The sequence below is a fragment of the Bradyrhizobium sp. URHD0069 genome, from assembly GCF_000701345.1.
Taxonomy (GTDB): Bacteria; Pseudomonadota; Alphaproteobacteria; order Rhizobiales; family Xanthobacteraceae; genus Bradyrhizobium.
Map to the genome: position 1 here is coordinate 61,756 of NZ_JNIJ01000017.1, position 25,268 is coordinate 87,023.

Sequence of the window (25,268 nt, forward strand, 5' to 3'; positions counted from 1 at the left end):
CGAAACCTCAGGGAAGGTGTGCTGCGCTGATTTTCATTTTGTAGAACGCCCCTGCCTTGGCTAAGACCGCATGCGGCCGATTCGCGACATCGAGCCCATTGGCATCGACAACGGCGGCACCAGCGAACGCTTCCGAATCCGGCGACAACAGGTCCCGCAGGATCGCGGCATGCCGGGCTTCGACCGAAACGAGGGTGCCAACTGCAGCCACATGCTCAGCGCCAGTCAGCAGCGCACCGGCGCCGTTGTAGGCCGACACGCCCAGGTCTTCGAACATCGAGGCCGTTCTCAGCACGCTGCCGCGATTGCCGAAATCGACCGATGGGAATGTTATCTCGAGCTCCGGAATGCGGCTGCTGCCGAGCGCCTTCCGAAAGAACTCGCGATGGGCAATCTCGTGACCTTTGACATCGCTCAGCACCGAACGCTCGTATCGAGTCATGCCCGAATACGGCGATGCCATGACGGCCGTGTAGAACGCGGCTTCAAGTTGCTCGAGCGCATATGCATAGTTCAGCAGCGCGATGTCGCCGGTGCCGAGGTCGACCACACCGTTTTTGGCAAGTGCTTCCGTGAGTCGAAGCGACAGCGGGTCAAAGCCGAACGCAGCAGCCCCCGGCCAGCGTGGCCCCCGCCCAATTCAGTACGGTCCGCCGCGATCGGTCGCATACATCCGCCCCCTCTCGTCGAGCTAACGAAGTTGCTCTCTCCACGGGATTCCTCCAACTCTGGCGTCGGCCGACCCACCCGAGGCTGAGTGCCACAGCACAGCGGCCTTAAACGCATACTGCGAATTAGTTGGAGGATGTCGCCGCCGCCGGATAAAGGGAAATGCCCTGTGACTATCTATCCGATAACCATTTATCATAGACCTTAATTCGGGCGCGATCGCATCGCGGCGGCCTTGCCTGCTGCGGCTGCCGTGGCCACCTCGCCGTATCTTCAATCGGAGTTCTGTCCATCACCCTCAGATTCTGCCGGGACGTATCCATGCACTTGGCGAAAGGCACGGAGAAAGCTGCTGCAGCTCCTATAACCGACCGCCCGCGCGATCTGCTCAACTGAAAATGTCCTCGCGGCGAGCATATCGGCTGCACGCTTCATCCGCATTTGCCGGAGCGCGACCATTGGCGAACATCCGATTGCGCGCGCAAAGCGCGCCATGAATGCGGATCGGCTCAAGCCGGCCTTCTGCGCCAAGGCCATGACAGAGTGATCGGCCGATGGTCGCGCCACCATATCGGCGAACGCAAGAGCGATTTGACGGTCACTCAGGATAGAAAAGCGTTCCAGCCAAACGCTGGTCGAATTCAGACTCCGACGGACGAGCGTGACGAGCACCTGCTTCAGGATGGCGGTCGTTATCGCCCGCATTCCAACCTGCCGGCCGCTGATTTCTGCCAACGCAGCCTGCAACTTTGACCCCAGTTCATCGGCGGGTTCGAAGCGCTCGACAATCGGCGTGGAAAGGCCTGCAAAGAGGTCGATCGACGAGCCGTAGGTGGCGCGAAAGTACCCGCAGATCAGCATGACCATCGGGTCGACGTCCCCGGCGACGAATCGCTGGACACGATCGCCGAAGCGCGGATCCCATTGCGCTTCCACCACATTCACTGTCGTGGCCGCTGTGCGGTCATCGACCTCGATGTGAAACGGCTTCTTGGCCGGTGTGATCACAAGGGTGTGAGGCACCAGAGGAAATGCGGAGAAACCACCCACGACCATTCGTCCGGTCCCGGAAAGATTGTAGTGGATAGCCGGCGCGTCCGCGCTCCCGAATGACAGGCGCCAACCTGGACTGACCAAACACTCGACGAGCCCAATGACGTCGACATCCAAGGTTGCCATCAGCACATCGAGATCGGACCGAGGCAATGCAAGATTTGGACGATCGGACATGTCTTTCGGACCCTCGGATTGAGCTGGTGTCCTAGTCTTGGGACAGGACAACGCGGTCGATGGGGAGCGCAGTCATCGCGCGATGGTGCACTCAGAATTGCAAATCTTGGTACTGCTTTATGGCTAGGACGGTGCGCATCTGCTCGCCATGACCAGCGGCCTGGCGGAAGCTGGGAATCTCTTTGACGAGCGTGAGCGTACCGCGCTTGCCGCGGCCCTCATTCCAACCGTCCAGAACTGAGACCTTAGGAGATCCTAAATGAGCAAAAAACACCTGATGAAAAGATGGCCAAGCTGATCCCGATGCAAACCCTGACATTTATTGCTGGTCTCGCCTAGGATGTTCTACGCAACAGCGACGTTAATAGGAAACAGCGTCGGTGAGAACACTTTCCGCTAGACGCGGGTCGACAATTCCGAGCCGGCGCACAATCTCTGTTTCCGCGGAAGCTCCGCGACAAACCGCTTGACCATCGCCCCTGCCTACTATGGCAACGAACTGGAACGGTCCGAACCACGGCAAATCTTTCGAGGATGAGTATGCAGCTGCAGTTTTATCAGGTGCGATATTTCTTAGCCCTAGCAAGGACACTCAATTTTACGCGGGCTGCGGAGCAATGCAATGTGACGCAGCCGGCGCTGACAAAGGCGGTACAAAAGCTGGAGCAAGAACTCGGTGGCGCGTTGATTCACCGTGAACGTCACCTCACCCAGCTCACTGAGCTGGGCAAGATGATTTTGCCCACGCTGGAGAAAATATTTGCCGCCGCTGAGGCGGTACGGCTTCAGGCGCGAGGCTATCAAAAGAAGACAATCGCCCCGCTCAAGATCGGGCTGGTGCCGTCAGTCTCCGCCGCACTCATCACGGAATTGCTTTTGGAGCTCGCCAGGATCATCCCTGACCTTCGAGTCGATCTGCGCGAGGCGGATGCCAACGGGCTCGTTGCGATGCTTTTGGATGGCGAGATCAATGCCGCACTCGTCGGTGACGCCGTGGAGCTACCTGAGCGTATCGACCGCTGGCCGCTGTTCGAGGAGCGGTACGTGCTCGTCCTGTCTCGGAAACATCCGATGGCGAGGCAAACCGTTATCCCGCTCCAAGACTTGCATGAGGCGGTATTTCTCGAAAGGGTCGGATGCGACGTCGCAGGCCGATTCAAGCAGGCTTGTTTTGCCGACCATCCAGGCCCTAAAGTTGTGCACAGGAGCGCTCAGGAAAGGCATCTTCAGCAAATGGCATCCGCCGGTTTTGGGGCCATCCTGGCGCCAGAGCACGCTCCCAGGCTGCCGTCGCTCGCCGCTATTCCAATTGAGGGCGACCCCGTCCGGCGCGAGGTGCAGCTTTTGGCCGTGGCGGGGAGGCAGTATTCGCCGGCGCTTGACGCCTTTATCAAGGTTGCTCGTGTTCGCGACTGGACGAGTGCGCTGGACAAACTCCGCCGCGCATCTGCCCCTGCCTCGAACAAGGACAATGTTCGCAAGGCTGACGCACAAGGTGCAGGCTCCTTGATCCAAATCACGGGCCCAGGTCTCGCCTCCTCATGCCCGAGCTTGTCACGGGCATCCAACCGTCGTTGCTGAAGTGACGCGAAGTCGTGGATGGCCGGGACAAGTCAGGTCATGACGCAGTTGCAGTCGCCACGCGTAGCCTCTTGAATTGACTCGTCTCATTTTCGGTCAGACTCTAAGGGCGAGGCTTAGGCTCATCCAATTCGGACAGGGCAGCAAGCACGGTTTCGGTCGTCGCTCCCGTAATGGAGTCCGGCCCGACACACGCTCGACGGATGATCCCTCGTTGGTCGAGGACATAGGTGGCCGGCATTGGCAACATCCAAAAGGAGAAGCCATGGGGAGCGGAGAGATCAAGGCCGCGCTGCAAGAGACGGCTCTTTATCTCCGCCGGCACCACGGACACCAGGCCGAACGAAAGGCTCACCCCAAGATCTAGGTCGGAGAGGATTTCCAGATCCAGTCGGTGATCGCGTTTGAAATTGCGTGGCAAGTCTCCAGTCTCGGGCGTTATGGCAATTGCTCTGGCGCCGGCAGCGCGGATACTAGGGGTGGCCCCGTGAAGAGCGCGTAGTCCAGCTGCGCACAATGGGGACCAAGTCCCGTAAACGAAGGTGACGATCAACGGTGCAGTTTGTCGCAATTCCAAAGATGAAACGAGCTTTCCATTTGCCTCGGGGAGAAGGAAATCGGGGGCAGGTTCGTTCGCCTTCAGGGCGCCGTCAGGAACGCCCGCCTCTCGCAGCCATGATGAAAGCAGCCGGTCGGTTTGGATGTCCAGCGTGCGAAAGCCGCTCAAGGTCTCCGCGGAGGCTTCGATCGGCGTACTGACCGGGCGCCCCTTCGAAACTTCGTCGTCCATTCTAGTTCTCCCCCCCCAACGGTGCCCCTCGCGGTCACCTGTCCGCGTATGTTTCTTGCATGGTGACCGTGCGTTCTGGAAAACGAAAATTCAACTTTGGAATGGTAGTCGTTGACGAATAATCGTTAGGAATAGTCGGCGGCCCCAAATATTGCGATGTGCCGCGGGGCAAACGAAGCACTAGGCGCCCCTTCCGTAGAGGAGGCCGCGACCGATGACTCTTATAGTCACCGCGCCCGTGCTCCCGCATACCGAGCGACAGGATGAGGCGGCAAAAGCCAACCATGGAGCGGGACGAACTGGTACGCCATGACTATCCTCCGAACCGACGTCCATCGGGAAGTTCACGGCGAATAATTTCGAGCGAAGACGATAGGCGTCGTAGCAAAGATGAAACGGTATCGTGAAGTCGGACTGAATTCGTAGGAGCTCGAATGCGGTAAGTCCAGACATTGCTCAGTCGTTTTCCCGAGTCTGCGGCTGTCCGTTCGCGCCCTCTGTTCCAGCCGGCAACGCCGCGTGTCAGGCACGTGCTCTTTTGGCGTTACGTCAACCGCCAACCTGGTCGGCGCGATGAGGGGCTGGGACCCCTACCCGTTCATTCTTCTCAATCTCGCGCTTTCGTTCCAGGCGGCCTACGCCGCGCCAGTCATCATGATGAGCCAAACCGGCAGCAGGAAATCGATCGCAAGGCCGCGGAGAACGACTACCGGATCAACGTGAAGGCGGAGCTCGAGATAGAGTTGCTGCATGAGAAGATCGACCAACTGCGCGAGCGCGAAGTCCTGAAGCTAACGGAGGCCGTCAGGATGCTGACCGAGTTGCTGGAGCAGTCGGCGTCGGGTGCACGCGAGTCCGATGCGGAAGGCGGACGGCCGTCATAACGCGCGGTTATCGACTTCATGGCGTGACGTCATTTCCCATTCGCCGCGCGGAACTCCATACTTCGACGGTACCTTGCTCATCCAGCGCACAACAACTTAGCGTATTGTGCGGGACGACGCTCCTTTCACCCGCCGACGGAGGAAATCCGCCATGGTCACTCGCGGTTTCACAGGCCGCCAATCCGGATCAGAACTATCGGACCGGATTCCCCCGGGACAGCACCTCGTCGACAATTTCCCGGTACTTACGGCCGGCCCCACGCCGCGGATCGAGCCCGCGGACTGGACTTTCACGCTGAAGGTGGGACCTCGTCCGGTCAAAGCGTGGAGCTGGTCGGAGTTCAACGCGCTCCCACGAACCAGGATGACGCGAGACATCCACTGCGTGACCTCGTGGTCGAAGCTCAACACCGCCTGGGAGGGCGTGGCCGTCGACGACATCCTCGCCGACGCTGACCTTAGCGCACCCACTCCGTTTGCGCTCGCGCATTGCTACGACGGGTACTTCACCAACGTGCCGCTCGCGGACCTCGCGACGGGGAAGGCGATGGTCGCGCTCAACTACGAAGGCCAGCCGCTCCCGCGCGACCACGGGGGGCCGGCGCGCCTGCTCGTGCCGCATCTCTACTTCTGGAAGTCGGCGAAGTGGGTGAACGGGCTTCAGTTCACGGAGCGTGACGAGGCCGGCTTCTGGGAGCTGCGCGGGTACCACATATACGGCGATCCGTGGCGTGAGCAGCGGTATACGAATGACTGACGCGTCCGCCGCAGCCGCGCGTTGGCAGAGCTGCGCGATTCTCGAGGTCGTGGCGAGAACGCCGGCTATCAAGAGCTTCTTTGTCCGCCTCTCCGAAACGTTCGACTACACGGCCGGACAGCACGTTGACGTGCGGCTGACTGCGCCCAACGGCTACACTGCCATGCGCAGCTACTCGATCGCCTCGGCCCCGAGCGATTCCAAGGTGATCGAGCTGGCGATCGAGCGCCTCGCGGACGGCGAGGTCTCCCCGTTCTTCCACGACGTCGCCCAAGCAGGCGACACGATCGAGCTTCGCGGGCCGCTTGGCGGACACTTTCTCTGGCCGGGGCCTTCCAACAAACCAGTGCTCTTGATCGGCGCCGGCTCCGGCGTCGTGCCGCTCATGGCCATGATCCGGTATCGGAAGGCCAGCGGCGAGCCAATGCCTGTTGCGCTGTTGCTCTCCTCCAGGACCTGGGGTGACGTGCTGTTCAGGGACGAGCTCCTCGAGCTCGAGAGGTCGCTACCCGATTTCGCGCTCGCCTTGGCGCTGACACGCGAGCCGGCGACGCGCCGCACCGACTTCAGCAGGCGGATCGACGCCAGGATGGTCGCTGACGTCGCGGCGCGGCTGCCTGTGTCCCCCGGCTGCGCCTTCGTGTGCGGGTCGAACGCCTTCGTCGACATCGCGGCGGACACGGCGCTCGCTTTGGGACTGAAAGCGAGGGCGATCAAGACCGAACGCTACGGCGCTTGAGAGACGATCCCTCTCGCTTTGCGAGAGGATAGTTTTCGCAAACGCCAGATTATCCGCGCGGCCTGCGGCAATTACGGTCGCGTTGAATGCAAGAACACGCAACGGTGAATGAAACGGGAGCCACGCGGATGCTGTCCAAGACGATCGTTGTCGACGGCTTGAAGGTCTTCTGCCGGGAAGGCGGCACGCCTGGCCGGGGCACTTAGACATCGAGATCGACTACGTGCCATCATTCTAGGAGCTGGATACGACCATGTTTTCAGTGATTTTCGAAGTCCTTCCCAATAAAGAGAACTGGGATGACTACCTCGACAGCGCCGAGATGCTGCGCCCCGAGCTGGAGCAGGTCGAGGGCTTCGTCGACAGCATCCGCTACAAGAGCCTGACCCGCGAGGGCTGGATCCTTTCGCTTTCGAACTGGCGGGACGAAAAGTCGCTCGTCCGCTGGCGCACCCGCATGCGCCATCACGAGGTCCAGCAGAAGGGCCGCGACGAAATCCTCGCAGACTACCACCTGCGCGTCGGCCAGATCACTGCGGACAATCAGGTGCCCGCGGGATACGCCCTCACGGAGCAGCGGCTCGACGAGACCGAAGTCGGCGAGGGAACGACGGTCACGCTGATCAACGCGACTCACCCGGCGGAGTGGAAGCAGACCAACAACCCGTACGACTGCGCCGAGTGGCTCGGCCTGAACCCGTGGGCCGCCGACAGCACGTCCTGGGACATCTTCGACGCCCTGCTCACGCCCGGCGACCTGATTCTGCTCATATCCTGGAAGGACGCCGCTGCAGCGCAGGCCTACGAGGAAGCTTCCGCGCCGAATGACAAGGCGAGGGTCCGGAGAGTGCGGATCGTGCGCGACTACGGGAAATACGACCGTCGCGAGGCGCCTCAGTACTACGCAGACGCCAAGGGCGGCGAGACCCTCCACGCCTGACACTCCGTCGGGAAGGGCCGGCCTGCTGCGAGTTCGACCTGCGTTCGCCCAGGCACGAGCCGTGGAGGAGACAGGGTCGATCTCGCGAAGCGGCAGTGACGACACACGATCAAGGAGACCCGCCGAAATGACGAGCGCGGTGGACGAGCGAGGCGTCGAGGCGTCGCCGAAATTCCGGGTTCTGCTGACGGCGTCGCTCGTCTCGTCCCTCATCATGTTCGGCTCGAACATCGTAGCGGTCTCGCTGCCTTCGATTGGGCGGTCGCTCGAAGCGTCCTTCGCTGACGTCCAGTGGGTGATCAGCGCTTACGTGCTCATCCTCATCAGCGAGCGTGAGACTGCGCCGATGCGCGCGGAGGCTCCCGCAAAGATGGCGTGTAAACTGATCGACTGCCGCGACCCGCTCTGACGGGCCAGCCAAAAGCCCTGTCAAAATCTGAAAGGAAAGCACGATGACGAATTCGAACGACGATGGCGCTCCCCGCCCACAGGCTGTGGTGGCCAGCGATCTTGACGGCGCCGGCACGCTCAACGGCCGTGCCGGCACATCGGAGTTCTCGATCGGCGGCCCCGACGGCAGGGGCGGCGCGGAGGCGGGGGCGAACCCCTACGAGCTGCTGAGCGCTTCGCTCGCCGCGTGCACGGCGATGACGATACGGCTGCAGGCGCGAAGGCGGAAATTTCCGCTTTCCCGCGTCGAGGTAGCTGTGTCGTACCACCATGGCGCGGATGGCGGCCGCGACTCCTTCGAGCGCTCCATCAGGCTCGAAGGAAACCTTGGCGACGAGGAGCGCGCCCAACTGATGCAGGCCGCGAACATGTGTCCCGTCGGGCGGACGCTCGGCCTCAGCGCCGACATCCGCACGAACGACAATGTCAGCGTCGGGCGGGCGGCAAGCTATGACGACGACTTGAGCGAGCTTCCGATCCCGAACATCGACCCCGACTAGTGTACCGCGAGGTAGTCCGCGAGCGCCACGGCGTTGTTGCGCTCGGTGTCGTGCGCGCCGAAGAGCAGCGTCACTTTGCCCGCCGATAGAAGATCCGTCAGGTGATCGACTGCGACATGATTGGCGCGGAGCTCCTTGAAGTATCGCTTGTGAAACTCACGCCAGCGGTTCGGGTCATGGCCAAACCAGGTCCTGAGGCCGGCGCTCGGGGCGATGTCCTTCAGCCACACGTCGACGCTGGCATGCTCCTTCGTGAGCCCGCGCGGCCAGATGCGGTCGACGAGCACCCTCGTGCCGTCCGAGGCCTCGGGCGGCTCGTAGACGCGCTTGACACCAGGCCGCGGGGACCGTCGAGACATTGGATTCTCTAGCCCTCCCCTCTCCAAAGGAGGGCACCTCGCGTTAGGCTGTTTTCGCGGGACTGACCTCGGGATAATCGATCGGGGTCTGCACCGCATTGTTCATGAAGTTGGTCAAGAGGAACTGAGCAGTCAGCGCGATCATCTCGACGATGTTGGCGTCTGTCCACCCCGCATCCCTGACCGCTGCAAACTGGGCGTCGGAAACTTTGCCGCGCGTCTCGATGAGCGCTTTCGCGAAGGCAACCGCAGCCTGACGCTTGGGATCGCTCGAGCGGCCCTCCCTGTTCAGCTCGATTTCGTCCGCCGAGATTTTGGCCATTTTGCCTGCGATGAAGCTGTGCGCGGCCAGGCAGTAGTCGCACCCGTCCGCCTCCGACACCGCCAGCGCGATCCCGTCTCTCGTCTTGACGTCCAGCGTCTTTGCAAGCGATCCCATCAGGCTAGCCCAGCCGGAGAGCGCGTTCGGGCTGATCGACATGAGGCGCTGCAGGTTGGGCACGAAGCCCAGCACCTTGTAGACGTTGTCGAGGATCGGCTTGGACTCCGCGGGGGCGTCCTCGCGCTTCGGAATGGCAATACGGGGCATTTGATCCTCCTGCCGTAGACCGCAAACGATTATTCGGTTGGTGACGATGCAGGCCGTCACTGACGCCGACCGTCTCAGCCAGTGGTGGCCACTGGACTGCCTCGAAGACTAGGGCGGGTCGCGACGCGGCGATCATATTTCTTGATCATGCAATCGATAACGGCAGGTCATCGGCTGAGCACCGACCGGCGCACTAATGTCACGTGTCCCGGACTTCGTCCTCAGCTGCGCCCTCCTCGCCGCGCTGACCGGGGGAGAAGCTGGCGGCGCGGAGCGCCCTCACCTCGTTTTCCAGGTCTAGGATGCGCTACCTGACCGGCTCGAGCGCTTGCGTCAACTCGGCCTCGGTGAAGCGCGGCGTGATGTGCTATGCGGGCAATTCCAGTCAAAGGCGTCAACCGGCGTGCTGATTTACACGTACGGCTACTCTGCCGCCGCGGCCGGGGCTGCATTCCTGCCGTTCTCCGCCATTATGGCCGCCGGCTCACGCACGGCTGGAGGTCTTGCGCAGCGCATCGGGAGCCGGGCGATGCTGGCGGCCGGCAGCCTGGTCACCGCCTCCGGCTACGCCGTGTTCGCATTGTCCGCCGAGCGGCCCGAGTACTGGCTCGGGTTCCTGCCTGGCCTTGTGTTGACCGGAATCGGCATGACCGCGTGCGTGGCGCCGCCCTGCGACCTGGGTGGCTCGGCGTCCGGGATGAACAATGCGGCCGCACGGCTTGGCGGCCTCGTCGCGGTCGCCGCGCTCGGATTCGCGTTTGGCGGCACGTCTGCCTCGGACGTCGCGTCGGTCGCGGTTGTCGAAGCGTACCGGCGCGTGATGTGGACCGCGGCGGCGCTCGCCGTGGCCGCCGCGTCGATGGCACTGGCCCGGCTCGGCAATGAGCCTTCCGAACGTCGCCGGGCAAACTGAGTTCGGGGCTCGCTCAGCGGGCAGCGACGCAGACGTCGCACGAGACCGCGCAGCCTTGCTCAAGCCTTAGGAAGGTCGGGGACATACCCGAGAACAAACGCGACGACCTTCTCGGCCGGCATTTCGCAGGGACGCAAAGAGTCCTCGCCCGACCTCAGCCGGTAAAGGTTGAAGCTGACGAAGTCGCCGCCCGCGAGCGCTCGCGCGAACAGGGTGGTCCGCTTTCCGTCGCGAGACTTCCTCACGGTGACGCCGTACCGCAGCCCCTCGTACACGCCCTCGCCGTAGCCGCTCGGTATCGCAGCGAGCACCGATTCAAAGTCCTGTTCCAGCAATGTCAGACCCGTCGCCTGGGGCAATTGAATCGGCCCCGGCAGATTGAAACACCTCAAGTATCGACACTCACGGCATCGTTTCGATAGCCGGAGGTGATTGGACGGTCGCCCACCCCGTGCCTATCTTCAATGCAGAACAAAAAGGAGTTCCGCGAATGCCGACCTACAGGAAAACCCCAGAAGCGGTCTCGAAGTTGACTCCCGAGCAGTACCGCGTCACGCAGACTGACGGAACCGAGCGCCCCTTCGCCAACGAATACTGGGACAACAAGGAGCCTGGCCTCTACGTCGACGTGGTTTCCGGCGAGCCGCTCTTCGCATCCTTCGACAAGTTCGACAGCGGGACGGGATGGCCGAGTTTCACGCGGCCCCTCGAAGCCGCGAACGTCGTCGAGAACGTTGACAGCTCGCACGGAATGACACGGACCGAGGTCCGCTCCAAGCACGGCGACAGTCATCTTGGCCACGTCTTCCCGGACGGGCCGCGCGACAAGGGCGGATTGAGATACTGCATGAACACGGCCTCCCTGCGATTCATCCACCGCGACCAATTGGAGAGCGAGGGGTACGGCGAGTACGCGAAGCTCTTCGCAAAGCAGGAGGCCTGACGATGGCAGCGACTACAGAGCGCGCGATCCTGGCAGGGGGTTGCTTCTGGGGAATGCAGCAGCTGGTGCGGCGCCTGCCCGGCGTCGTCTCGACGCGGGTCGGCTACTCGGGCGGCAATGTCAAGAACGCCACGTACCGCAACCACGGTACGCACGCGGAAGCGATCGAGATTACGTTCGATCCGAGCCAGACGAGCTTCCGCGACCTGCTGGAGTTCTTCTTCCAGATCCACGACCCTACGACGCCCAACCGGCAGGGAAACGACCGGGGCGCAAGCTACAGGTCGGCGATTTTCTACACGAGCGAGGAACAACGCCGCGTCGCCGAAGACACCATCGCCGACGTTGAGGCCTCAGGGCTGTGGCCGGGCAAGGTGGTGACCGAGCTCTCGCCCGCTGGCGATTTCTGGGAGGCGGAGCCCGAGCACCAGGATTACCTGGAACACTACCCGAACGGCTACACCTGCCACTTCGTCCGCCCGCAGTGGAAGTTGCCGGGGAGGAGCGCCGCCTGACGGCGATCGCGGTCTCCGTGGCCTGCGGCAGGCGCAGCCTCACGGCGTGTGTGTCGTAAGATGTTTGCCAAGTGTCCTCGCCGCCCCCGCGAAGTCGCTCACAACGCGACAAGGTGGCGAGGTTTGGACGGCCGGACGCAGCTTTGAGATTCTCGACCTTGGATTATTGCATATCGTTTGGCGTGCGCGGTGCCATGCCCGTTGCGACAGCCCATTCCAAATTCATCGTGAGGACTTGCAATGGCCCCCGCGCATCTTTTCCAGTCGGCGCTCGCGCTCAGCGACCTTGAGCGGTTCTACCGCGAGGTCCGGCACACGAGCGAGAGGCTCGGCGAACCTCTTTCCGACGCGGACGCAACGGTGCAGTCGATGCCCGATGCGAGCCCTGCAAAGTGGCACCTCGCGCACACGACCTGGTTTTTTGAGGCGATGGTTCTCTCGCCTCACCTGAAGGGCTACAGGCCGTTCGATGAGCGGTTCACGTTCCTGTTCAATTCTTACTACGAGACACTCGGGGCGCGGCAGCCGCGTCCTCGGCGCGGCATGATCACGCGGCCGGCATTGGACGAAGTCTACGCATACCGGGCGCATGTTGACCAGGCAATCGCCAGGCTGCTTGGCTCGCGGCCGACCCGGGAGGTCGCTGAGCTGATCGAGCTCGGATGCCACCACGAGCAGCAGCACCAGGAGCTTCTGCTCACGGACATCCTCCATCTGTTCGCGCAAAACCCGATCCGACCAGCCTACCGCGACCCTGCCCCGGTGTCGGTCGAGACCGCGGTTTCTTGGCGCACACGCGTTGGCAATTCGCGGGACTCCGCTTGGCGGTGGACGTGTAGCTCCAGCGCAATCGCGTGAAACAACAAGGAGAGACCAGATGACCACGGACAAGATCGACCAGAACATGGAAGTGATCGGCGCGGACGGCGTCCACGTCGGCACCGTCGACGGTGTCGCCAACGGTCGCATCAGGCTCGCGAAGCGCGACAGCGGCGAGGGCCAGCACAAAGGCCACGCGCATTTCATCGACCTTGGACTTGTCGCCGACGTCGAGGGGCAGAGGGTTCGTCTTTCTGCGAACGCGGCTGTGGCGGTGACATTCGAGGAGGAGCAGTCGGGAAAGCCCGTCTGAACAAGCAGGCCCGATGACCCTGGCCATGCGCGAGGCATAGAAGAGCGCGAACCGGCGGCAAGAAAGCGATTTTCCACCGCATGCCGCCGTCAAGGGGCTTGGGCCGACATCGAAAGGAAAAGGCCTTGGCGTCGAAGCTGGATCAACTACGCGCAGTGACGACGGTGGTCGCCGACACGGGTGATCTTGGCGCGGTCGCGCGTCTCAGGCCGGTAGACTGCACGACGAATCCCACGATCGTCCTGAAGGCGGTCGACGCTCCCGAGTACAGGGATGCCGTCGACGAGGCGTTGGCGTCGGGACGAAAACAGAGCGGCGACGCTGCACGCGTCGCTGCCGCGACTGCCGACCGACTCGCAGTCTCCGTCGGCGTCGAGCTGTTGCGGCTTGTACCGGGCTACGTGTCGACTGAGGTGGACGCCAACCTGTCCTTGAACGTCGCAGCATCGGTCGCGAGGGCCCGCCAGATCATCGACGCCTACAAACAGAGAGGCGTCGGGCCCGAGCGCGTGCTCATCAAACTCGCATCGACGTGGGAGGGAATACGCGCTGCACAGATCCTCGAACGCGAAGGCGTGAAGTGCAACATGACGTTGCTGCTGAACCGGGCCCAGGCGGTCGCGAGCGCTGAGGCCGGCGCCTTCCTGATCTCGCCGTTTGTGGGCCGCATCTACGACTGGCACAGGAAGTCTGCTGGAAAGGACTTCACCGCCGACGAGGACCCAGGGGTCCGGTCCGTGCGGGATATCTACGAGTACTACAAGTCGAACGGCATCGAGACGATCGTCATGGGCGCGTCGTTTCGCAACACCGGCCAGATCGAGGCGCTGGCCGGATGCGATCGGCTTACGATAGCGCCAGCCCTTATGGACGCGCTTACGTCCGAGGGGGGCGAGCTCAAACGCGTCTTGGCGCTGGCCGCCGCAGAGCCGCGCTCCCTCCGGACGCCGGAAGACGGGATCTGCCACTGGTTCGTGAGCGGAGACGCCGTCGACATAAAACGCCCGGACCCCGCGGGCCCGATGGACGAGACAACCTTCCGGTGGATCATGAACGAGGACGCGATGGCGACCGAGAAGCTGGCCGAAGGCATTCGCGTGTTCGCGCACGACCTGCAGACGCTCCGCCGCAGGATCGCCGAACGCCTCCAGTGAGGTCCGCGACGGCGGCAAGAACAACAACCCACGGAGAGCCGCAATGATCGTGGTGCACCACCCGAACAACGGCGGCTGATTGCAGACGGACGGGCCGCTGGCGCGCACAGCGCTTTTGGACGACGATACCCCATGACTATCGAATGCATGTTCAAAGGGAATTTCTAATTTCGTCGGCTGTGTCCCATCTTTGGGTCCGCTGGGCCGGCCGAGCACGCGCGGCCGCCTCGACAGCGATTGAAGCCGTTGCGCCGAGTCACCGTGCCACGCGCGAGCAGCAAAGGAGACCCCCATGAAATTACCGAGGACTGTCGGCCTGGCTGTTGCCGTCTCGCTGGTCGCCGGCACCGTGGTGGCGATCGCTCAGATCAGCGGAGCGGCTCCGGCCAGCCCGACCGCGAACGTGGTGGACGCCGCCGGGCACCTGCGCGTGCCGGCAGACTACCGAACCCTCTACCAAGCGCTCGGGAGCTGGGCGATTGCCGCCGACAGCGGCCAGGGCTCGAAGGAAATCCACGCCGTCTACGCATCCCCGGGGGCGATCGACGCCTACCGGAAGACGGGACACTTCCCGGATGGCGCCGTTCTGGTGAAGGAGGTCTTCGCGACCTCGACAAACGAGATGACCACCGGCACGGTAAGCCACGCAGACAACCTCAAGGGCTGGTTCGTTATGGTAAGAGACAGCAAGGGAACGCACCCCGGCAACCCGTTGTGGGGCGACGGATGGGGATGGTCGTGGTTCGACGCGGACAAGCCGCTCAAGACCACCTCGACGGACTACCATTCGGACTGCCAGGGATGCCACGTGCCCGCCAAGGCCACTGACTGGATTTACGCGAACGGATATCCCGTCCTGCGTCACTAGGCGGCCGCATGCTAGGCGCTCTCCTCTTGCCGCGGTTTCGCGGAGGCCAATGTCGAGTCCGGCAAGCTGGTGCGGCAAGCCAGAAGATTGAAGGGCTTATTGTGACCAATCGTTTCGGTTAGCGACCTTTCGGGTCCGACCGACGTTCAGACTACAAACGAGCGCATGGAGGTTGGCGTGTCCTTCTCGGTCTATGACATCACAGTCCCTGTCATGGTACATGGACTGAACGTGATGGACGACTATCTCGACCACGCCCAAGCGCTCGAGCGGACCAAGGGGTTTGAGCCTGGGAGGATACTTGGCGAGCGGCTCGCGCCCGACATGCTGACTTTCGGAGAACAGTTCTCCGTAAGCTGCAACAAGGTCGACGCTCACATGGCGAAGCTGATGCAGCGCGACCCGCCAGCGCCCCGCAACACCCCGATGATGTATCCGGCATTGAAGGGACGGCTTCTTGAGACTCGCGGCTTCCTGCAAAACGTGCAGCCGGACGAGATTGCCGGCGCGCAGTCCCACACATACGAGCTGACGCCGCCTATCGTGCGCGGGTGGTTCGGCGGCGACGACTACATCCGGCTCCTGGTTCTGCCCGACTTCTTCTTCCACATCTCGATTGCGCACGCGATCCTCCGGCACCTCGGAGCGAAGATCGGGAAGCGTGACTACCTCGGCAACCTCACTCAGCAGAGCGGCGGTGACTACTCGTGAGAGGCGGGCGCGGTGCGCGGCTCGGGCCGAGGCCTTCAAGGCAGGAAAGCAAGTTTAGATGATGCCGTTAGTGAGCGAGTTGCGAGAGGTCATTGGCGCGCTGCAAAGCGAAGTTGAATTCGAGGCTGCTGTAAGAGAGTTGGGAGCCGCGGGGATCGACCGCGCTCGCATAAGCTTCCTGGCGCAGGAGGAGATTGCAGCGTCCTGTGCGGGCGCCGTCGGCTGCAACATTAAGCGGCTGCCCCGCGTCGAGATTGGCTTGAGCGACGACCGGCAGCAGGTTCGCACGCTTGCGACCTCGCTCGCGGCCACTGTCGCGTCGTTCGCCGGCGCCAGCGCCGTCCTGGCGGCGACTCGCGGAGCGACCGCGCCGGCTCTGCTGGCCGCGTTGGCTTCCGGGGCAGTGTCGGCGGGCTGGCAGCCTTGTTCGGGCAGCGCCTACCCCGCGACAGACGGCTAGGCCGCAGCCGGGTCTCAGCCTGCCGCAGTTGCGGGAATGGAAACGATAACAGCACGGCATTTCCCAACGCCTTGCACGAAACATAGCGTTTCGCGTGGCGTGTCTACGGGTCCACCGGTCGTGCGACGGTCGCGTCCGCAGGTTTGCCCCTGTGTTGACCGATGCATTTGTCGCAGCGGCCTGAGCGCAGCGAAATCCAGGAGAGTGCAAATGAACCTCGACGTCGGGGACATGGTCGAGGCGGTTTCGGATCTCCGCCGACGCGGCTACGATCACGAGTATCGAATACGGGACGGCCAGCTCTACGACCTGACCGCCGACCAGCCTGTCGCCATCGGCGACGTGCACGTGGATGCCGCGATGAGGTTCGAGAGCGCGCCTGATGCGGGGGACGATTCAAACATCTACGCGATCGCCGACCGGAAGGCCGGCAGCAACGGCCTGTTGATCGACGCCTTTGATGCCTTGGACCAGGAGTGCTCGCGAGAACTCTACGAACAGCTAAACGCGAACCGCCCCACACGTCACGACAACGGAGGCGAAATAGCGAGCCGCTATGGCCTGCGGAAGGTCTTCAAGGAGGAATTCGACGGGGATCCCGAGCGGTTTGTACTGCGCATCGGGTTTCCTGACTTCCCCCCGTGCCCGTTCGGGCAGTCGTTCTCGATGCTCGGGTTCGACACGGCGGAGCAATCCTACGTCTGGCTGGTCACCAGCATCCTGCGAGATTCTAGGCTTGAGAGAGTCCCCTACCACGGGGCCGACGTGCCCGACAACGAATGAGCGCGCGATGGTCAGGCTTGCTGGTGGTGTCACCACAGCCCCGGCCCCGCGGCGCCTCTTACAAAGGACGTGAGATGAACAAACAGATCGTGAAGCAAACAATGCTGTTGCTTGAGGCGCGCGACCTCGAGAGCGCGAGAGAGAAATACCTGGAATATGTCGGGAGCGCCCGGCTCGATAGAAGCGAGCCGATCGAAGACGACGAGCAAGCGCAGGCAGAGCTCGCGAGCGACCTGTCCGAAGCGTTCGACGACACCGTTCACTCGCACTCCGACAAGATCGAGAAGCTCTCGGCGATGGACTTCGGGCCGAAGAGCAAGGTCGAGGAAGGCGCAGTGGTGAAGCTAGGCGGACGGTTTTTCGTTATTGCCGTGTCGACAAGCAAGTTTGTGTGCGACGGCAACGAGATCATGGGCATCTCCACCCAGGCACCGATCTATGCTGAGTTGGAGGGCAAGTGCGCCGGTGACGCGATCTCGTTCAACGGACGGGAGCTCGTGATCGAGGAGGTCGCCTGACAGCTGCGACACCGAACGTCGAATGCTGCCCCTCGGCATAACGCACGGCAACCGTCCCGAATCTTGTGGGGTGCCTAGGAAGGAAGCGGATGTCGTATGGCACGGCCCGGGCGATCTTCCCAAGCGTTCCCTGACCTCGACCGCCGGACACTGAACCACCGTCGCGTCGTGCGCCTGAAGTTCACTCCGCCCTTGGACTGGCGGTCGACGCTCGACGCCACACCAACCCGCTTCCATGGCGCCGGGCGAGTGGAATGGAAACGATAACGACCGGGCATTTCTAATCGTTGGCGTGTCGGCATAGCCTTTCTGAGCGTCGAACCGGGCTGACCCGTGACGGTTGTGCGGAGTGCGTGCCAGCATAGGGTGGCGTGATCGTCCTCTTGGGTAAATGCAATCTCCGCGTCGCAAGGACCCGCTCGAGCAACCAAGCACGTAGGAGTCACCGATGTCGTTCCGCTTCATCACCAAGTCTATCCACGCCTACCTGATCGATTATCCCGTCGCGATCGTCTTGATCGCGGGGCCGTTCGTGCTGAAGCTCGGCCAGAGCGGACCGGTCGCAATCTGGCTTTCGGTTGTTGTCGGTGTGGCCGCGCTGCTCTTGGCCGCCCTGACCGACCATCCCACCGGGCTCGTCCGCATCATTCCCTACTGGCTGCACCTTTGGGTCGATCGCGCCGTCGGGGTGGCGTTTGTCATCGCACCGTTTGCCTTCAAATTCGCTGGGCTCGACGCCTGGTACTACTGGGTCCTCGCTGCCGCTGTTTTGCTCACGACGTCAGTCTTTAACGCGCCTGAGGAGCCAGTCGCGACGCGTTCGGGATTTGACAGGCGCACAGCGGGTTGAAGGCGGCGACGGCGTCGTCGAGGGTCGAGACGTTGCCGATGTTCGTCCGTGAGGACTCGGGAGGGGCGAGCTGTTCTGCCCTCCAGCAGATCGCAAACTGCGCGGCCATCGACTGCCGTAATCCCCTCTAGGATCAAGTTGATGATCGTCGTCCACCACCTGAACGAGTCGCGGTCGCAGCGCATCCTGTGGCTCCTGGAGGAGCTGCGGGCCCCTTACGAGGTCGCGTTCTACTAGCGCGACGCGCGCACCAATCTGGTGCCGGTGGAGCTGCGCGAGATCCACCCGCTCGGCAAGTCGCCCGTGATCACCGAAGGCGATCGGATCATCGCCGAGTCCGGGGCCATCATCGACTACATCGTCAGCAGGCCCGGCGACGGCCTGCGCAACTTGCTTTGATTTACGAACGGCAGTGAGGACTGTCGCAGCGCTATTCCCCGCCGCTATCGAAACGATACGTGCCGGCTATTGGAAAATTTCGTCCCGCGCTGCGATCAATAGCTACCACTGTCGCAGATTTCATCGAGTAACGCCCAGGGCAACCGTTTCAACCAACACGAACAGGAGATCAATGATGTCCGAGTCCTATTCACTCCCTACTGAACCCGAAGGCGTTATCCCGTCTCTGCTCAAGCGATTTAACTCCGGAAAGATCGAGGCAATGATGGCCTTGTACGCCCCGGAGGCGGTATTCGTCGCGAACGACGGGCGAACCATCACTGATCGCGCCGAGTTCACGGCCATACTCGAGCACGATATCAAGCTCGGCCTGCCGCTGAAGGCAAATGTGCGCCATGTGTTCGTCGGCGGCGACACCGCCCAGATTGTGCTGGACTGGTCAATTGACGGAACAGGTCCTGACGGCAAGATCGTGCACATGCACGGCACAGCGAGCGACATCATGCGGCGCGGCGCGGATGGGTTCTGGCGGTACATAATCGACAATAATCAAGGCACGGCGGTGCGACATCCCGCCTGACGTATATGCGCCACGGCAGCTCTCAGCGATGGAGCCGCTCTTCAGACTGGCGTCGACGATCACCGCCACGTGGTGAAACTACCTGGTCGGAGATTTTGGACCTGTGCGCCCGAATTCTCCGGGAGACGACGGATGCACAGCTCGATGCAAAACGTCGCACCAGTGATCAACCAGGCTCACCGGGGCGGAATGCTCCGGCTGGCATTCTTATCTGCGGTAGTCTCCCTGGTGGTCTCGTTTGCCGCGGCGGCGGCGCCGATCCCCTGTACAACATCGACCGCGGGATCGAAGACGATCTCGATTGCTTCGGCGTGCCCCTGGTGGTTGCCGTAGCTCGGATTGGCGATGTCGCCGCCGGTGTAACCGACTCGCGTCGACACTACGCCTCGCAGGCGGCGGAACATGTCCTGCATGCCCCAGAAGCATCCGCCGGCCAGCACCGCCTTCTCCGTCGTCATGTTAGGTCTCCTCCGACCGGCCAGAGCCGCCGCGCGAGAGTAGCGGTCGCCGCCGTGGTGAGATCATAGAAATCGGGCATCCAATCGATAACCGGCCGGGATGAGATCGTCACGGACCGTCGTGGTACTCAGTCTCTAAGAGGCCGCCACCACGACGGGATCAGGCATGCCGCAAAGCGACGAATACACACCCACTGGGGCTCATGTGCCGGCCCTCACCTCGGTCGTGCAGACGCTGCTTGCACACGTCCTGGCACTCGAGCCGACGCAAGAGGCGGCCGACGCTCTCCTGGCGCGCCTGCGCAGGGCGTCCCGGCACGTCCCGCGGTTCGTGGCAGACGACGATCAGCACGCAAGTCCGGTGTCGCCTTACGAGGAGGAGATCGAGGCCTGCATCGGGCGGATCGTCGACGAGGCGGTCAGCCAGGATGCTTATGCGCACCGGGTGGACCCCCCGCCCGCGGGACGAGCGGACCTGAGACCTCCACAGAGGATTGAGAGGACGGATGGCGACTTACACGATACAGATTCCGGGAGGCCAGCTTTCCGATGAGCGCAAGGCCGCGCTTCCGGAGGCGGTCAAGGACGCGCACGCGAAAACGACCGGTGCGCCCCGCGACCTCACGCAAGCAACCGTGCTTGAGATCTCGTCGGCATGCTCTGGCTGCACGGCACGCCGCTGGAGTGCCACCAGATCTTCGTCCATGGCTTCGTCGCTGCCGACGCGGGGCATTCCCGCGGGCCGGCGCTACGCGACGCCGTCGCCTCTGCGGTGGCGAGCGCTGCCGACTTCGAACCGGGGAGCGTCCTGGTGACGATCTCCGAGGTCGCGCCCGACAGAATGAAGCCGGCCGGAGCACTCGCGTCTGAAGCGAGAGATGGAAGCGCTCAAGGCCGAGAACGCCCTGCTACGCGAGAAGCTGGCGTCCCGGGGACCGTGGTTTTGACGCACGCTGCGCGTGGGTTTCAATAGTAGCGACGCAGTGCGGCCGAACGGCTGAAGCTCAGCTCGCCCTTGGTGCGTCGTGGTAAACTGTGGCATTCGTTTGCGCGATCGATCCGAGGTCGCCGCCGCCTGCCACCGCTCGACGAGCCTGCGCTGCCGCGCCTCGCGCAAGCCGACTGACTATTCTCAGCGTTTCCGCAACGACAAACGCTATTCATTGTAGCCTCCACGTGACCTCGATGCTCGTGAGTGGAAGTACGGGCTTTCGCTTCTTCAGATAATCGCGTGCTTTCGGAAAGCACCGTCTCATTTCCTGAGAAGGTCGGGGTGCGCTGTCGGCGGCTTTCCCGGGCTGTCGCGCAACAAGGCGGTTCGATTGAAGACCAGCCGTTCGGGGCGGGAATCATCGTCGTGGCTGAAGTAGCCTTGGCGCTCAAACTGCAATGCCTGGCCATGGGGATCAGAGGCGGTTGCGCGCTCGACGAGGCAGCCGCGTAGCGTATGCATGGAATGCGGGTCGAGGTCGGGTGCGAGGTCCGTCGGGCTCGGAATCGCTGCTGAGAAGAGCCGGCCGTAGAGCCTGACCTCGGCCGGCAACGCGCCGACGGCGCTCACCCAGTGGATTGTCGCCCCGACTTTTCGCCCGCCAGCGCCGGCGCCACCCCTGCTGTCGGGGTCGTAGGCGCAGCGTAGCTCGACCACACGGCCTGCTGCGTCCTTCACGACATCATGGCAAGTGACGAGGTAGGCGTAGCGGAGCCTCACCTCGCGGCCCGGCGCGAGGCGCCGGAAACTGTGTGGTGGCGCCTCGTGGAAGTCGTCTTGCTCGATGTACACCTCGCGGGAGAACCGGACGACTCTCGTCCCGAAGGCCGGGTCCGCCGGGTGGTTTGGTGCGTCGAACTCCTCTATCCGGCCCGCAGGGTAGTTCTCGATTGTCACTTTGAGAGGCTTGAGCACCGCCATTCGTCGCGGAGCCCGCACATTGAGGACATCCCGGATCGCTGCGTCTAGGACGCCGTCGTCGACCGTGCTGTTGGCCTTCGAAACACCGACGCCGCGTATGAACCGGCGCACCGCCTCGGGAGGCACGCCGCGTCGGCGCAGGCCCGCAAGCGTCGGCATCCTCGGATCGTCCCAGCCCGCCACGTGGCCGTCGCGCACTAGCTCCGTCAGCGCGCGTTTTGAGAGGACGGTATGCGTAATGCCCAGGCGAGCGAACTCGTACTGTCGGGGTCGCGATGGCACCGGGAGGTTGTCGAGGAACCAGTCGTACAGAGGTCGGTGGTCCTCGAACTCGAGAGTGCAGAGCGAGTGGCTCACCTCTTCGATCGCGTCGCACTGGCCGTGCGCGAAGTCATAGCTCGGGTAGATGTGCCAGGCCGCGCCGGTGCGCGGATGGCTGGCGTTGAGAATACGGTAGATGACGGGGTCGCGCAGGTTGAGGTTCGCTGACGCCATGTCGATTTTCGCGCGGAGCACCCGCTCGCCGTTCCTGAACTCGCCTGCGCGCATCCGCGCAAACAGCTCGGCGTTTTCCTCCACGCTGCGGTCGCGGAACGGGCTGTTCCGGCCCGGGCTCGTCAATGTCCCCCTGCCCTCTCTAATATCGTGGACGGACTGGTCGTCCACGTATGCCTTGCCGATGCGGACAAGATGGCAGGCCCAGGCGTAGAGCTGCTCGAAGTAGTCGGAGGCAAAGCGCAGGCCCTGTGCCCAGTCGAATCCGAGCCACTGCACGTCGCGCTTGATCGCATCGATGTACTCCACCCTCTCCTTTGCCGGGTTCGTGTCATCAAGGCGCAGGTTGCAGCGGCCGCCAAATTCCTTCGCGAGCTCGTAATTCAGCACGATCGACTTCGCGTGCCCCAGATGGAGGAAGCCGTTCGGCTCGGGTGGAAAGCGCGTGACTACGATACGCGTGCGGCCGGCCTCGACGTCCGACGCTATGATGCTGCGAATGAAATTGCTGGCGCTTGCGCCCGCTTCTCGGCCGCCGTTCTGTTGAGGCACCTTCCGCCTCAAGCCTGAAATTCGTCGGGCGGATGCGCGCCGAAGCCGTGCATCCTGAGCGACCATTGCAGCGCCACGACGGCGCCCTTGACCGGCTGCAGGAGAGCTATCGAGGCCAAGGCCGTAATCGGAAGGTAGACGCCAAGCTGAAACGCTAGCGACGGTGCATAGTCCACCTCGACCCAGAGAATTACCGGAACCAAGACGTGTCCGACGATGACGATCACTAAGTAGGCCGGCAGATCGTCGGCCCGGTGGCTGGTAAAATCGAGGCGGCAGACAGAGCAGTGGTCGTCGACTTTAAGGAACGCACAAAACAGGCGACCGCGCCCGCAGCGCGGGCACCTTCCTCGAACGCCCCTCCAAAGGGAGAGGCCGACGTTGCGCCCGGCAGCAGTCTCTGCAGACGTCCAGCCGTTGTCGTGACTTCCAACAGGGTCTGCAATCGTCGTGGCCATCATCCGTCCCTTCTGCCTCACACGGCAGCATGGTATTCGGCGACGGCGCTCAAGCGTCATTCAGATGCGGCATGTAGTCGATAACCCGGCGTGATCACGACGGCCTGCACGCGTCCGTGCGCCAACAGCGGGAGGGGCCTATAGCGGGTGGGCAAATTATCTCATATTCTGGGAGGTTGGTTCTCTTTCTGGACATATTACCCTTGGAAACCGGAAGGTCTATTTGCTGGTGTGAAGGACGCGAACCCGGGGCGGTGGGGCCGGTAGTTGGGCGACTAGGAAACGCGCGGAAGGACGTGCCGCTCTGTCAACCTGTCCGTGGACGCGACGCTACCTTGGTGCCCCGCGCACGGTTTAACGGCCCATCCAGCCGCGATGGCGCGAATAGTCCGCTGCCGGTTCGAAAAAATTCCCGAAAAAATTTTTGTAGATACGAGACGAAGGGCGTTTGAATTAAAATAAAGCCCAGGCCGATCCCGGCCCCCCCGGGGGGTGATAGGGTCCGTTACAGTTTCGGCCACGCCGCGAAGTCCTGCGCCATAGCTGTCTCAGCATAGCGCGCTACCGCCATCGCCCAGCGTCACGACGGATAACACTGCCGCCAAGTTGGCAATCCGGCAAGTTTGCCCGACCTATACCGAAAACCTATTCGGATTCGCCGATCACAAAGCGCGCGTTTGCTGGGCTTTCTGAGCGCATATAAATTATACGGCAATCAGATGTTTCCCGTAGGATGCTTGATGAGGTAATCGAGCAACGGGGCTTCAAAATGAAACGCGTCGCAATCTATCTGCGAGTCAGCACATCGAAACAGGATACGGACAACCAGCGCCGGGAGCTGGTGGCGGTGGCCGCTCGCTCGGGCTGGGACGTGGTCAAGGTCTACGAGGATGCGGGCATCAGCGGCGCTAAAGGTCGTGACAAGCGGCCTGGGCTCGACGCTATGCTGAAGGCCGTCAATGCACGCGAGTTCGATATGGTTGCCGCCTGGTCGGTGGATCGTTTAGGCCGATCACTTACCGACTTGCTCGGCATCCTGCAGGGCCTGCACGATAAAGGCGTTGATCTGTTCCTGCACCAGCAAGGGCTCGATACGTCGACCACCGCCGGCAAGGCCATGTTCCAGATGCTTGGCGTATTCGCTGAATTCGAGCGCGGCATCATCCGCGAACGTATCAACGCCGGGCTAGCGCGGGCCAGAGCGACGGGTACGAAGCTCGGTCGCAACAGAGTGAAGCCCTCAGTGGAAGCGCGCATACGCGAGCTCAGGGCCGGCGGCATGGGCGTCTTGAGGATCGGCCGCACAGTTGGTGTCGGCACCAGTGTTGTGCAGCGGGTTGTTGCAGGATCACCGGTCTAATTTTTGGAAGATTTCCGCTCTGTTACTGGCGCGGCGTCCTGCTGCGCCAGCGCGGTAGCCAGGGCTGCTGCCGCCTCTTCTCCCAGCTCGCGCCGGATCAGCGCTAGCACCTCGGCCTCGGACTGTAGTCCCACGAAGTCTCTCGGCTGGCCAGTCTCCTTGCGGTCGACGAGCAAGCCGCAGATTCTTGCTTTCAGTTGCGTCGCCGCGATGGCCGCGCTCGGCTGGCCAAGCCTGCGGGCGAGTGCGCGGTCGGCTGCGAGGTCTTCCAGCAGCGTGTCCACCGATATCCGGTTTCTCGCGGCCATTTGCTTCTGTAGTTCCCGTATTCGGCTTGCGACCTTGTGCAATCTTGTGAGCTTCGACGCGGCCGGGTCCAGACTTTCCCGCGTTGATGGCGCATAGCCGGCTTTGAGGTAAGACGCTGCAGCGTTGCCGCTCTTGATGTAAGCGCGGGCGAAACGTTCATGTCTGACGTTGGCGAGTGCTGGCATGGGCTGCAGGGTACTATCCGGTTGCCTGGCACGCGTTGGCTTAAGCTTGGATGGCCAATTGCACGATTGCTCGCGGAGATTCTTCACGAGCACATTTGGAACGATAACCGACATTGCAGAGAAAAGCGAACGACGTAAGTCGCGGCAAGTGCTGCCGGTGCGCCGCCCACACCGGGAGCACCTAAATCGCGCCGCTTTGGCCTGGTGCGCCATGCACGCCGGCCC

General features: G+C 62.7%; 31 protein-coding genes and 3 pseudogenes. 23 read left to right on the forward strand and 11 right to left on the reverse strand.

Going from position 1 to position 25,268, the window contains the following annotated elements; translation table 11 throughout:
- Positions 1-7: 7 nt before the first annotated feature.
- From N554_RS0111510 to N554_RS0111520, 3 genes are all read right to left on the reverse strand, one after another.
- A complete protein-coding gene (locus tag N554_RS0111510; RefSeq protein WP_197033546.1) occupies positions 8-550 on the reverse strand; it encodes a ferritin-like domain-containing protein in 543 nt (180 codons plus the stop codon).
- A 392-nt stretch (positions 551-942) separates the two neighbouring features.
- The gene (locus N554_RS0111515) at positions 943-1,899 is read right to left on the reverse strand and encodes a helix-turn-helix domain-containing protein (RefSeq protein WP_029583600.1); all 957 of its coding nucleotides are present in this window, start codon (positions 1,897-1,899) and stop codon (positions 943-945) included.
- Between the two features lie 91 nt (positions 1,900-1,990).
- Positions 1,991-2,218 carry a hypothetical protein gene (locus N554_RS0111520; protein ID WP_156041901.1) on the reverse strand — a complete coding sequence of 76 codons (228 nt, stop codon included), beginning with the start codon at positions 2,216-2,218 and terminating at the stop codon, positions 1,991-1,993.
- Positions 2,219-2,433: 215 nt separating this feature from the next.
- Between N554_RS0111520 and N554_RS35715 the strand changes: the two genes are divergently transcribed.
- Positions 2,434-3,480: a LysR family transcriptional regulator gene (locus N554_RS35715; RefSeq protein ID WP_245283574.1), complete on the forward strand. Its 1,047-nt coding sequence runs from the start codon at positions 2,434-2,436 to the stop codon at positions 3,478-3,480.
- Between the two features lie 103 nt (positions 3,481-3,583).
- On the opposite strand, the gene N554_RS0111530 is transcribed toward N554_RS35715, so the two are convergent.
- Entirely contained in the window at positions 3,584-4,270 is a 687-nt protein-coding gene (locus N554_RS0111530) for a redoxin domain-containing protein (protein WP_051677451.1), read from the reverse strand.
- 573 nt (positions 4,271-4,843) lie between these two features.
- Between N554_RS0111530 and N554_RS35720 the strand changes: the two are divergent.
- The 6 genes and pseudogenes from N554_RS35720 to N554_RS37310 all read left to right on the forward strand — a co-directional run bounded on the left by N554_RS35720 (position 4,844) and on the right by N554_RS37310 (position 8,540).
- Positions 4,844-5,154: pseudogene (locus N554_RS35720) on the forward strand (DUF1003 domain-containing protein).
- Between the two features lie 151 nt (positions 5,155-5,305).
- Entirely contained in the window at positions 5,306-5,911 is a 606-nt protein-coding gene (locus N554_RS0111540) for a sulfite oxidase-like oxidoreductase (RefSeq protein ID WP_029583604.1), read from the forward strand.
- A complete protein-coding gene (locus N554_RS0111545; protein ID WP_029583605.1) occupies positions 5,904-6,650 on the forward strand; it encodes a ferredoxin reductase in 747 nt (248 codons plus the stop codon). The genes N554_RS0111540 and N554_RS0111545 overlap by 8 nt, the downstream gene beginning before the upstream one ends.
- Before the next feature lie 253 nt (positions 6,651-6,903).
- Positions 6,904-7,590, forward strand: a complete 687-nt coding sequence (locus N554_RS0111555; RefSeq protein ID WP_029583606.1) for an antibiotic biosynthesis monooxygenase family protein — start codon at positions 6,904-6,906, stop codon at positions 7,588-7,590.
- Between the two features lie 127 nt (positions 7,591-7,717).
- A complete protein-coding gene (locus N554_RS0111560; protein ID WP_029583607.1) occupies positions 7,718-7,999 on the forward strand; it encodes a hypothetical protein in 282 nt (93 codons plus the stop codon).
- A gap of 43 nt (positions 8,000-8,042) precedes the next feature.
- The gene (locus tag N554_RS37310) at positions 8,043-8,540 is read left to right on the forward strand and encodes an OsmC family protein (protein WP_051677452.1); all 498 of its coding nucleotides are present in this window, start codon (positions 8,043-8,045) and stop codon (positions 8,538-8,540) included.
- Here the strand turns inward: N554_RS37310 and N554_RS0111570 are convergent.
- Together N554_RS0111570 and N554_RS0111575 are read right to left on the reverse strand one after the other, a co-directional pair.
- Positions 8,537-8,899 (reverse strand): DUF488 domain-containing protein, encoded by a 363-nt coding sequence (locus tag N554_RS0111570; protein ID WP_029583609.1) that lies wholly within the window; start codon positions 8,897-8,899, stop codon positions 8,537-8,539. The genes N554_RS37310 and N554_RS0111570 overlap by 4 nt on opposite strands.
- 43 nt (positions 8,900-8,942) lie before the next feature.
- Positions 8,943-9,488 carry a carboxymuconolactone decarboxylase family protein gene (locus N554_RS0111575; RefSeq protein WP_029583610.1) on the reverse strand — a complete coding sequence of 182 codons (546 nt, stop codon included), beginning with the start codon at positions 9,486-9,488 and terminating at the stop codon, positions 8,943-8,945.
- 403 nt (positions 9,489-9,891) lie between these two features.
- Here N554_RS0111575 and N554_RS0111580 point away from each other — a divergent pair, with 403 nt between their 5' ends.
- Complete coding sequence (locus N554_RS0111580) at positions 9,892-10,401, forward strand: MFS transporter (protein WP_245283575.1); 510 nt, start codon at positions 9,892-9,894, stop codon at positions 10,399-10,401.
- Between the two features lie 59 nt (positions 10,402-10,460).
- On the opposite strand, the gene N554_RS0111585 is transcribed toward N554_RS0111580, so the two are convergent.
- On the reverse strand, positions 10,461-10,793 hold the full coding sequence (locus N554_RS0111585; RefSeq protein ID WP_245283576.1) for a hypothetical protein: 333 nt from the start codon (positions 10,791-10,793) through the stop codon (positions 10,461-10,463).
- Positions 10,794-10,891: 98 nt separating this feature from the next.
- On the opposite strand from N554_RS0111585, the gene msrB reads away from it, so the two are divergent.
- From msrB to N554_RS0111655, 13 genes and pseudogenes are all read left to right on the forward strand, one after another.
- Positions 10,892-11,344, forward strand: coding sequence for a peptide-methionine (R)-S-oxide reductase MsrB (gene msrB / locus N554_RS0111590; protein WP_029583613.1), 453 nt, complete (start codon positions 10,892-10,894; stop codon positions 11,342-11,344).
- Positions 11,345-11,346: 2 nt separating this feature from the next.
- Positions 11,347-11,859, forward strand: a complete 513-nt coding sequence (msrA, locus tag N554_RS0111595; protein ID WP_029583614.1) for a peptide-methionine (S)-S-oxide reductase MsrA — start codon at positions 11,347-11,349, stop codon at positions 11,857-11,859.
- 240 nt (positions 11,860-12,099) lie between these two features.
- On the forward strand, positions 12,100-12,717 hold the full coding sequence (locus N554_RS0111600) for a DinB family protein (protein WP_081851232.1): 618 nt from the start codon (positions 12,100-12,102) through the stop codon (positions 12,715-12,717).
- 19 nt (positions 12,718-12,736) lie between these two features.
- Positions 12,737-12,991: a DUF2171 domain-containing protein gene (locus N554_RS0111605; RefSeq protein ID WP_029583616.1), complete on the forward strand. Its 255-nt coding sequence runs from the start codon at positions 12,737-12,739 to the stop codon at positions 12,989-12,991.
- A 125-nt stretch (positions 12,992-13,116) separates the two neighbouring features.
- A complete protein-coding gene (gene tal, locus N554_RS0111610; protein WP_029583617.1) occupies positions 13,117-14,145 on the forward strand; it encodes a transaldolase in 1,029 nt (342 codons plus the stop codon).
- A gap of 292 nt (positions 14,146-14,437) precedes the next feature.
- Entirely contained in the window at positions 14,438-15,013 is a 576-nt protein-coding gene (locus N554_RS0111615; protein WP_029583618.1) for a cytochrome P460 family protein, read from the forward strand.
- A 177-nt stretch (positions 15,014-15,190) separates the two neighbouring features.
- Entirely contained in the window at positions 15,191-15,724 is a 534-nt protein-coding gene (locus tag N554_RS0111620) for a DUF1993 domain-containing protein (protein ID WP_197033548.1), read from the forward strand.
- A gap of 58 nt (positions 15,725-15,782) precedes the next feature.
- Entirely contained in the window at positions 15,783-16,184 is a 402-nt protein-coding gene (locus N554_RS0111625) for a hypothetical protein (protein ID WP_029583620.1), read from the forward strand.
- A 210-nt stretch (positions 16,185-16,394) separates the two neighbouring features.
- Complete coding sequence (locus N554_RS0111630) at positions 16,395-16,967, forward strand: hypothetical protein (protein WP_029583621.1); 573 nt, start codon at positions 16,395-16,397, stop codon at positions 16,965-16,967.
- A gap of 23 nt (positions 16,968-16,990) precedes the next feature.
- Positions 16,991-17,485 (forward strand): hypothetical protein, encoded by a 495-nt coding sequence (locus N554_RS0111635; protein WP_245283582.1) that lies wholly within the window; start codon positions 16,991-16,993, stop codon positions 17,483-17,485.
- A gap of 448 nt (positions 17,486-17,933) precedes the next feature.
- On the forward strand, positions 17,934-18,335 hold the full coding sequence (locus N554_RS0111640; protein ID WP_029583623.1) for an SPW repeat domain-containing protein: 402 nt from the start codon (positions 17,934-17,936) through the stop codon (positions 18,333-18,335).
- 141 nt (positions 18,336-18,476) lie between these two features.
- Positions 18,477-18,716: pseudogene (locus N554_RS35725) on the forward strand (glutathione S-transferase N-terminal domain-containing protein); the annotation flags it as partial.
- 193 nt (positions 18,717-18,909) lie between these two features.
- The gene (locus tag N554_RS0111655) at positions 18,910-19,314 is read left to right on the forward strand and encodes a YybH family protein (protein ID WP_081851243.1); all 405 of its coding nucleotides are present in this window, start codon (positions 18,910-18,912) and stop codon (positions 19,312-19,314) included.
- Between the two features lie 278 nt (positions 19,315-19,592).
- Here the strand turns inward: N554_RS0111655 and N554_RS41910 are convergent.
- Positions 19,593-19,772: pseudogene (locus N554_RS41910) on the reverse strand (peptide-methionine (S)-S-oxide reductase); the annotation flags it as partial.
- A 506-nt stretch (positions 19,773-20,278) separates the two neighbouring features.
- Here N554_RS41910 and N554_RS42965 point away from each other — a divergent pair.
- Positions 20,279-20,587 carry a tautomerase family protein gene (locus tag N554_RS42965; RefSeq protein ID WP_156041902.1) on the forward strand — a complete coding sequence of 103 codons (309 nt, stop codon included), beginning with the start codon at positions 20,279-20,281 and terminating at the stop codon, positions 20,585-20,587.
- A 437-nt stretch (positions 20,588-21,024) separates the two neighbouring features.
- Here the strand turns inward: N554_RS42965 and N554_RS0111680 are convergent, their stop codons facing one another.
- The gene (locus tag N554_RS0111680) at positions 21,025-22,731 is read right to left on the reverse strand and encodes a glutamine--tRNA ligase/YqeY domain fusion protein (RefSeq protein ID WP_051677461.1); all 1,707 of its coding nucleotides are present in this window, start codon (positions 22,729-22,731) and stop codon (positions 21,025-21,027) included.
- Between the two features lie 8 nt (positions 22,732-22,739).
- Positions 22,740-23,189: a DUF983 domain-containing protein gene (locus N554_RS0111685; RefSeq protein WP_081851244.1), complete on the reverse strand. Its 450-nt coding sequence runs from the start codon at positions 23,187-23,189 to the stop codon at positions 22,740-22,742.
- 769 nt (positions 23,190-23,958) lie between these two features.
- Between N554_RS0111685 and N554_RS0111690 the strand changes: the two genes are divergently transcribed.
- A complete protein-coding gene (locus tag N554_RS0111690) occupies positions 23,959-24,549 on the forward strand; it encodes a recombinase family protein (RefSeq protein ID WP_029583630.1) in 591 nt (196 codons plus the stop codon).
- On the opposite strand, the gene N554_RS42685 is transcribed toward N554_RS0111690, so the two are convergent.
- Complete coding sequence (locus N554_RS42685; RefSeq protein WP_081851234.1) at positions 24,546-25,256, reverse strand: terminase small subunit; 711 nt, start codon at positions 25,254-25,256, stop codon at positions 24,546-24,548. The genes N554_RS0111690 and N554_RS42685 overlap by 4 nt on opposite strands.
- Positions 25,257-25,268 lie beyond the last annotated feature (12 nt).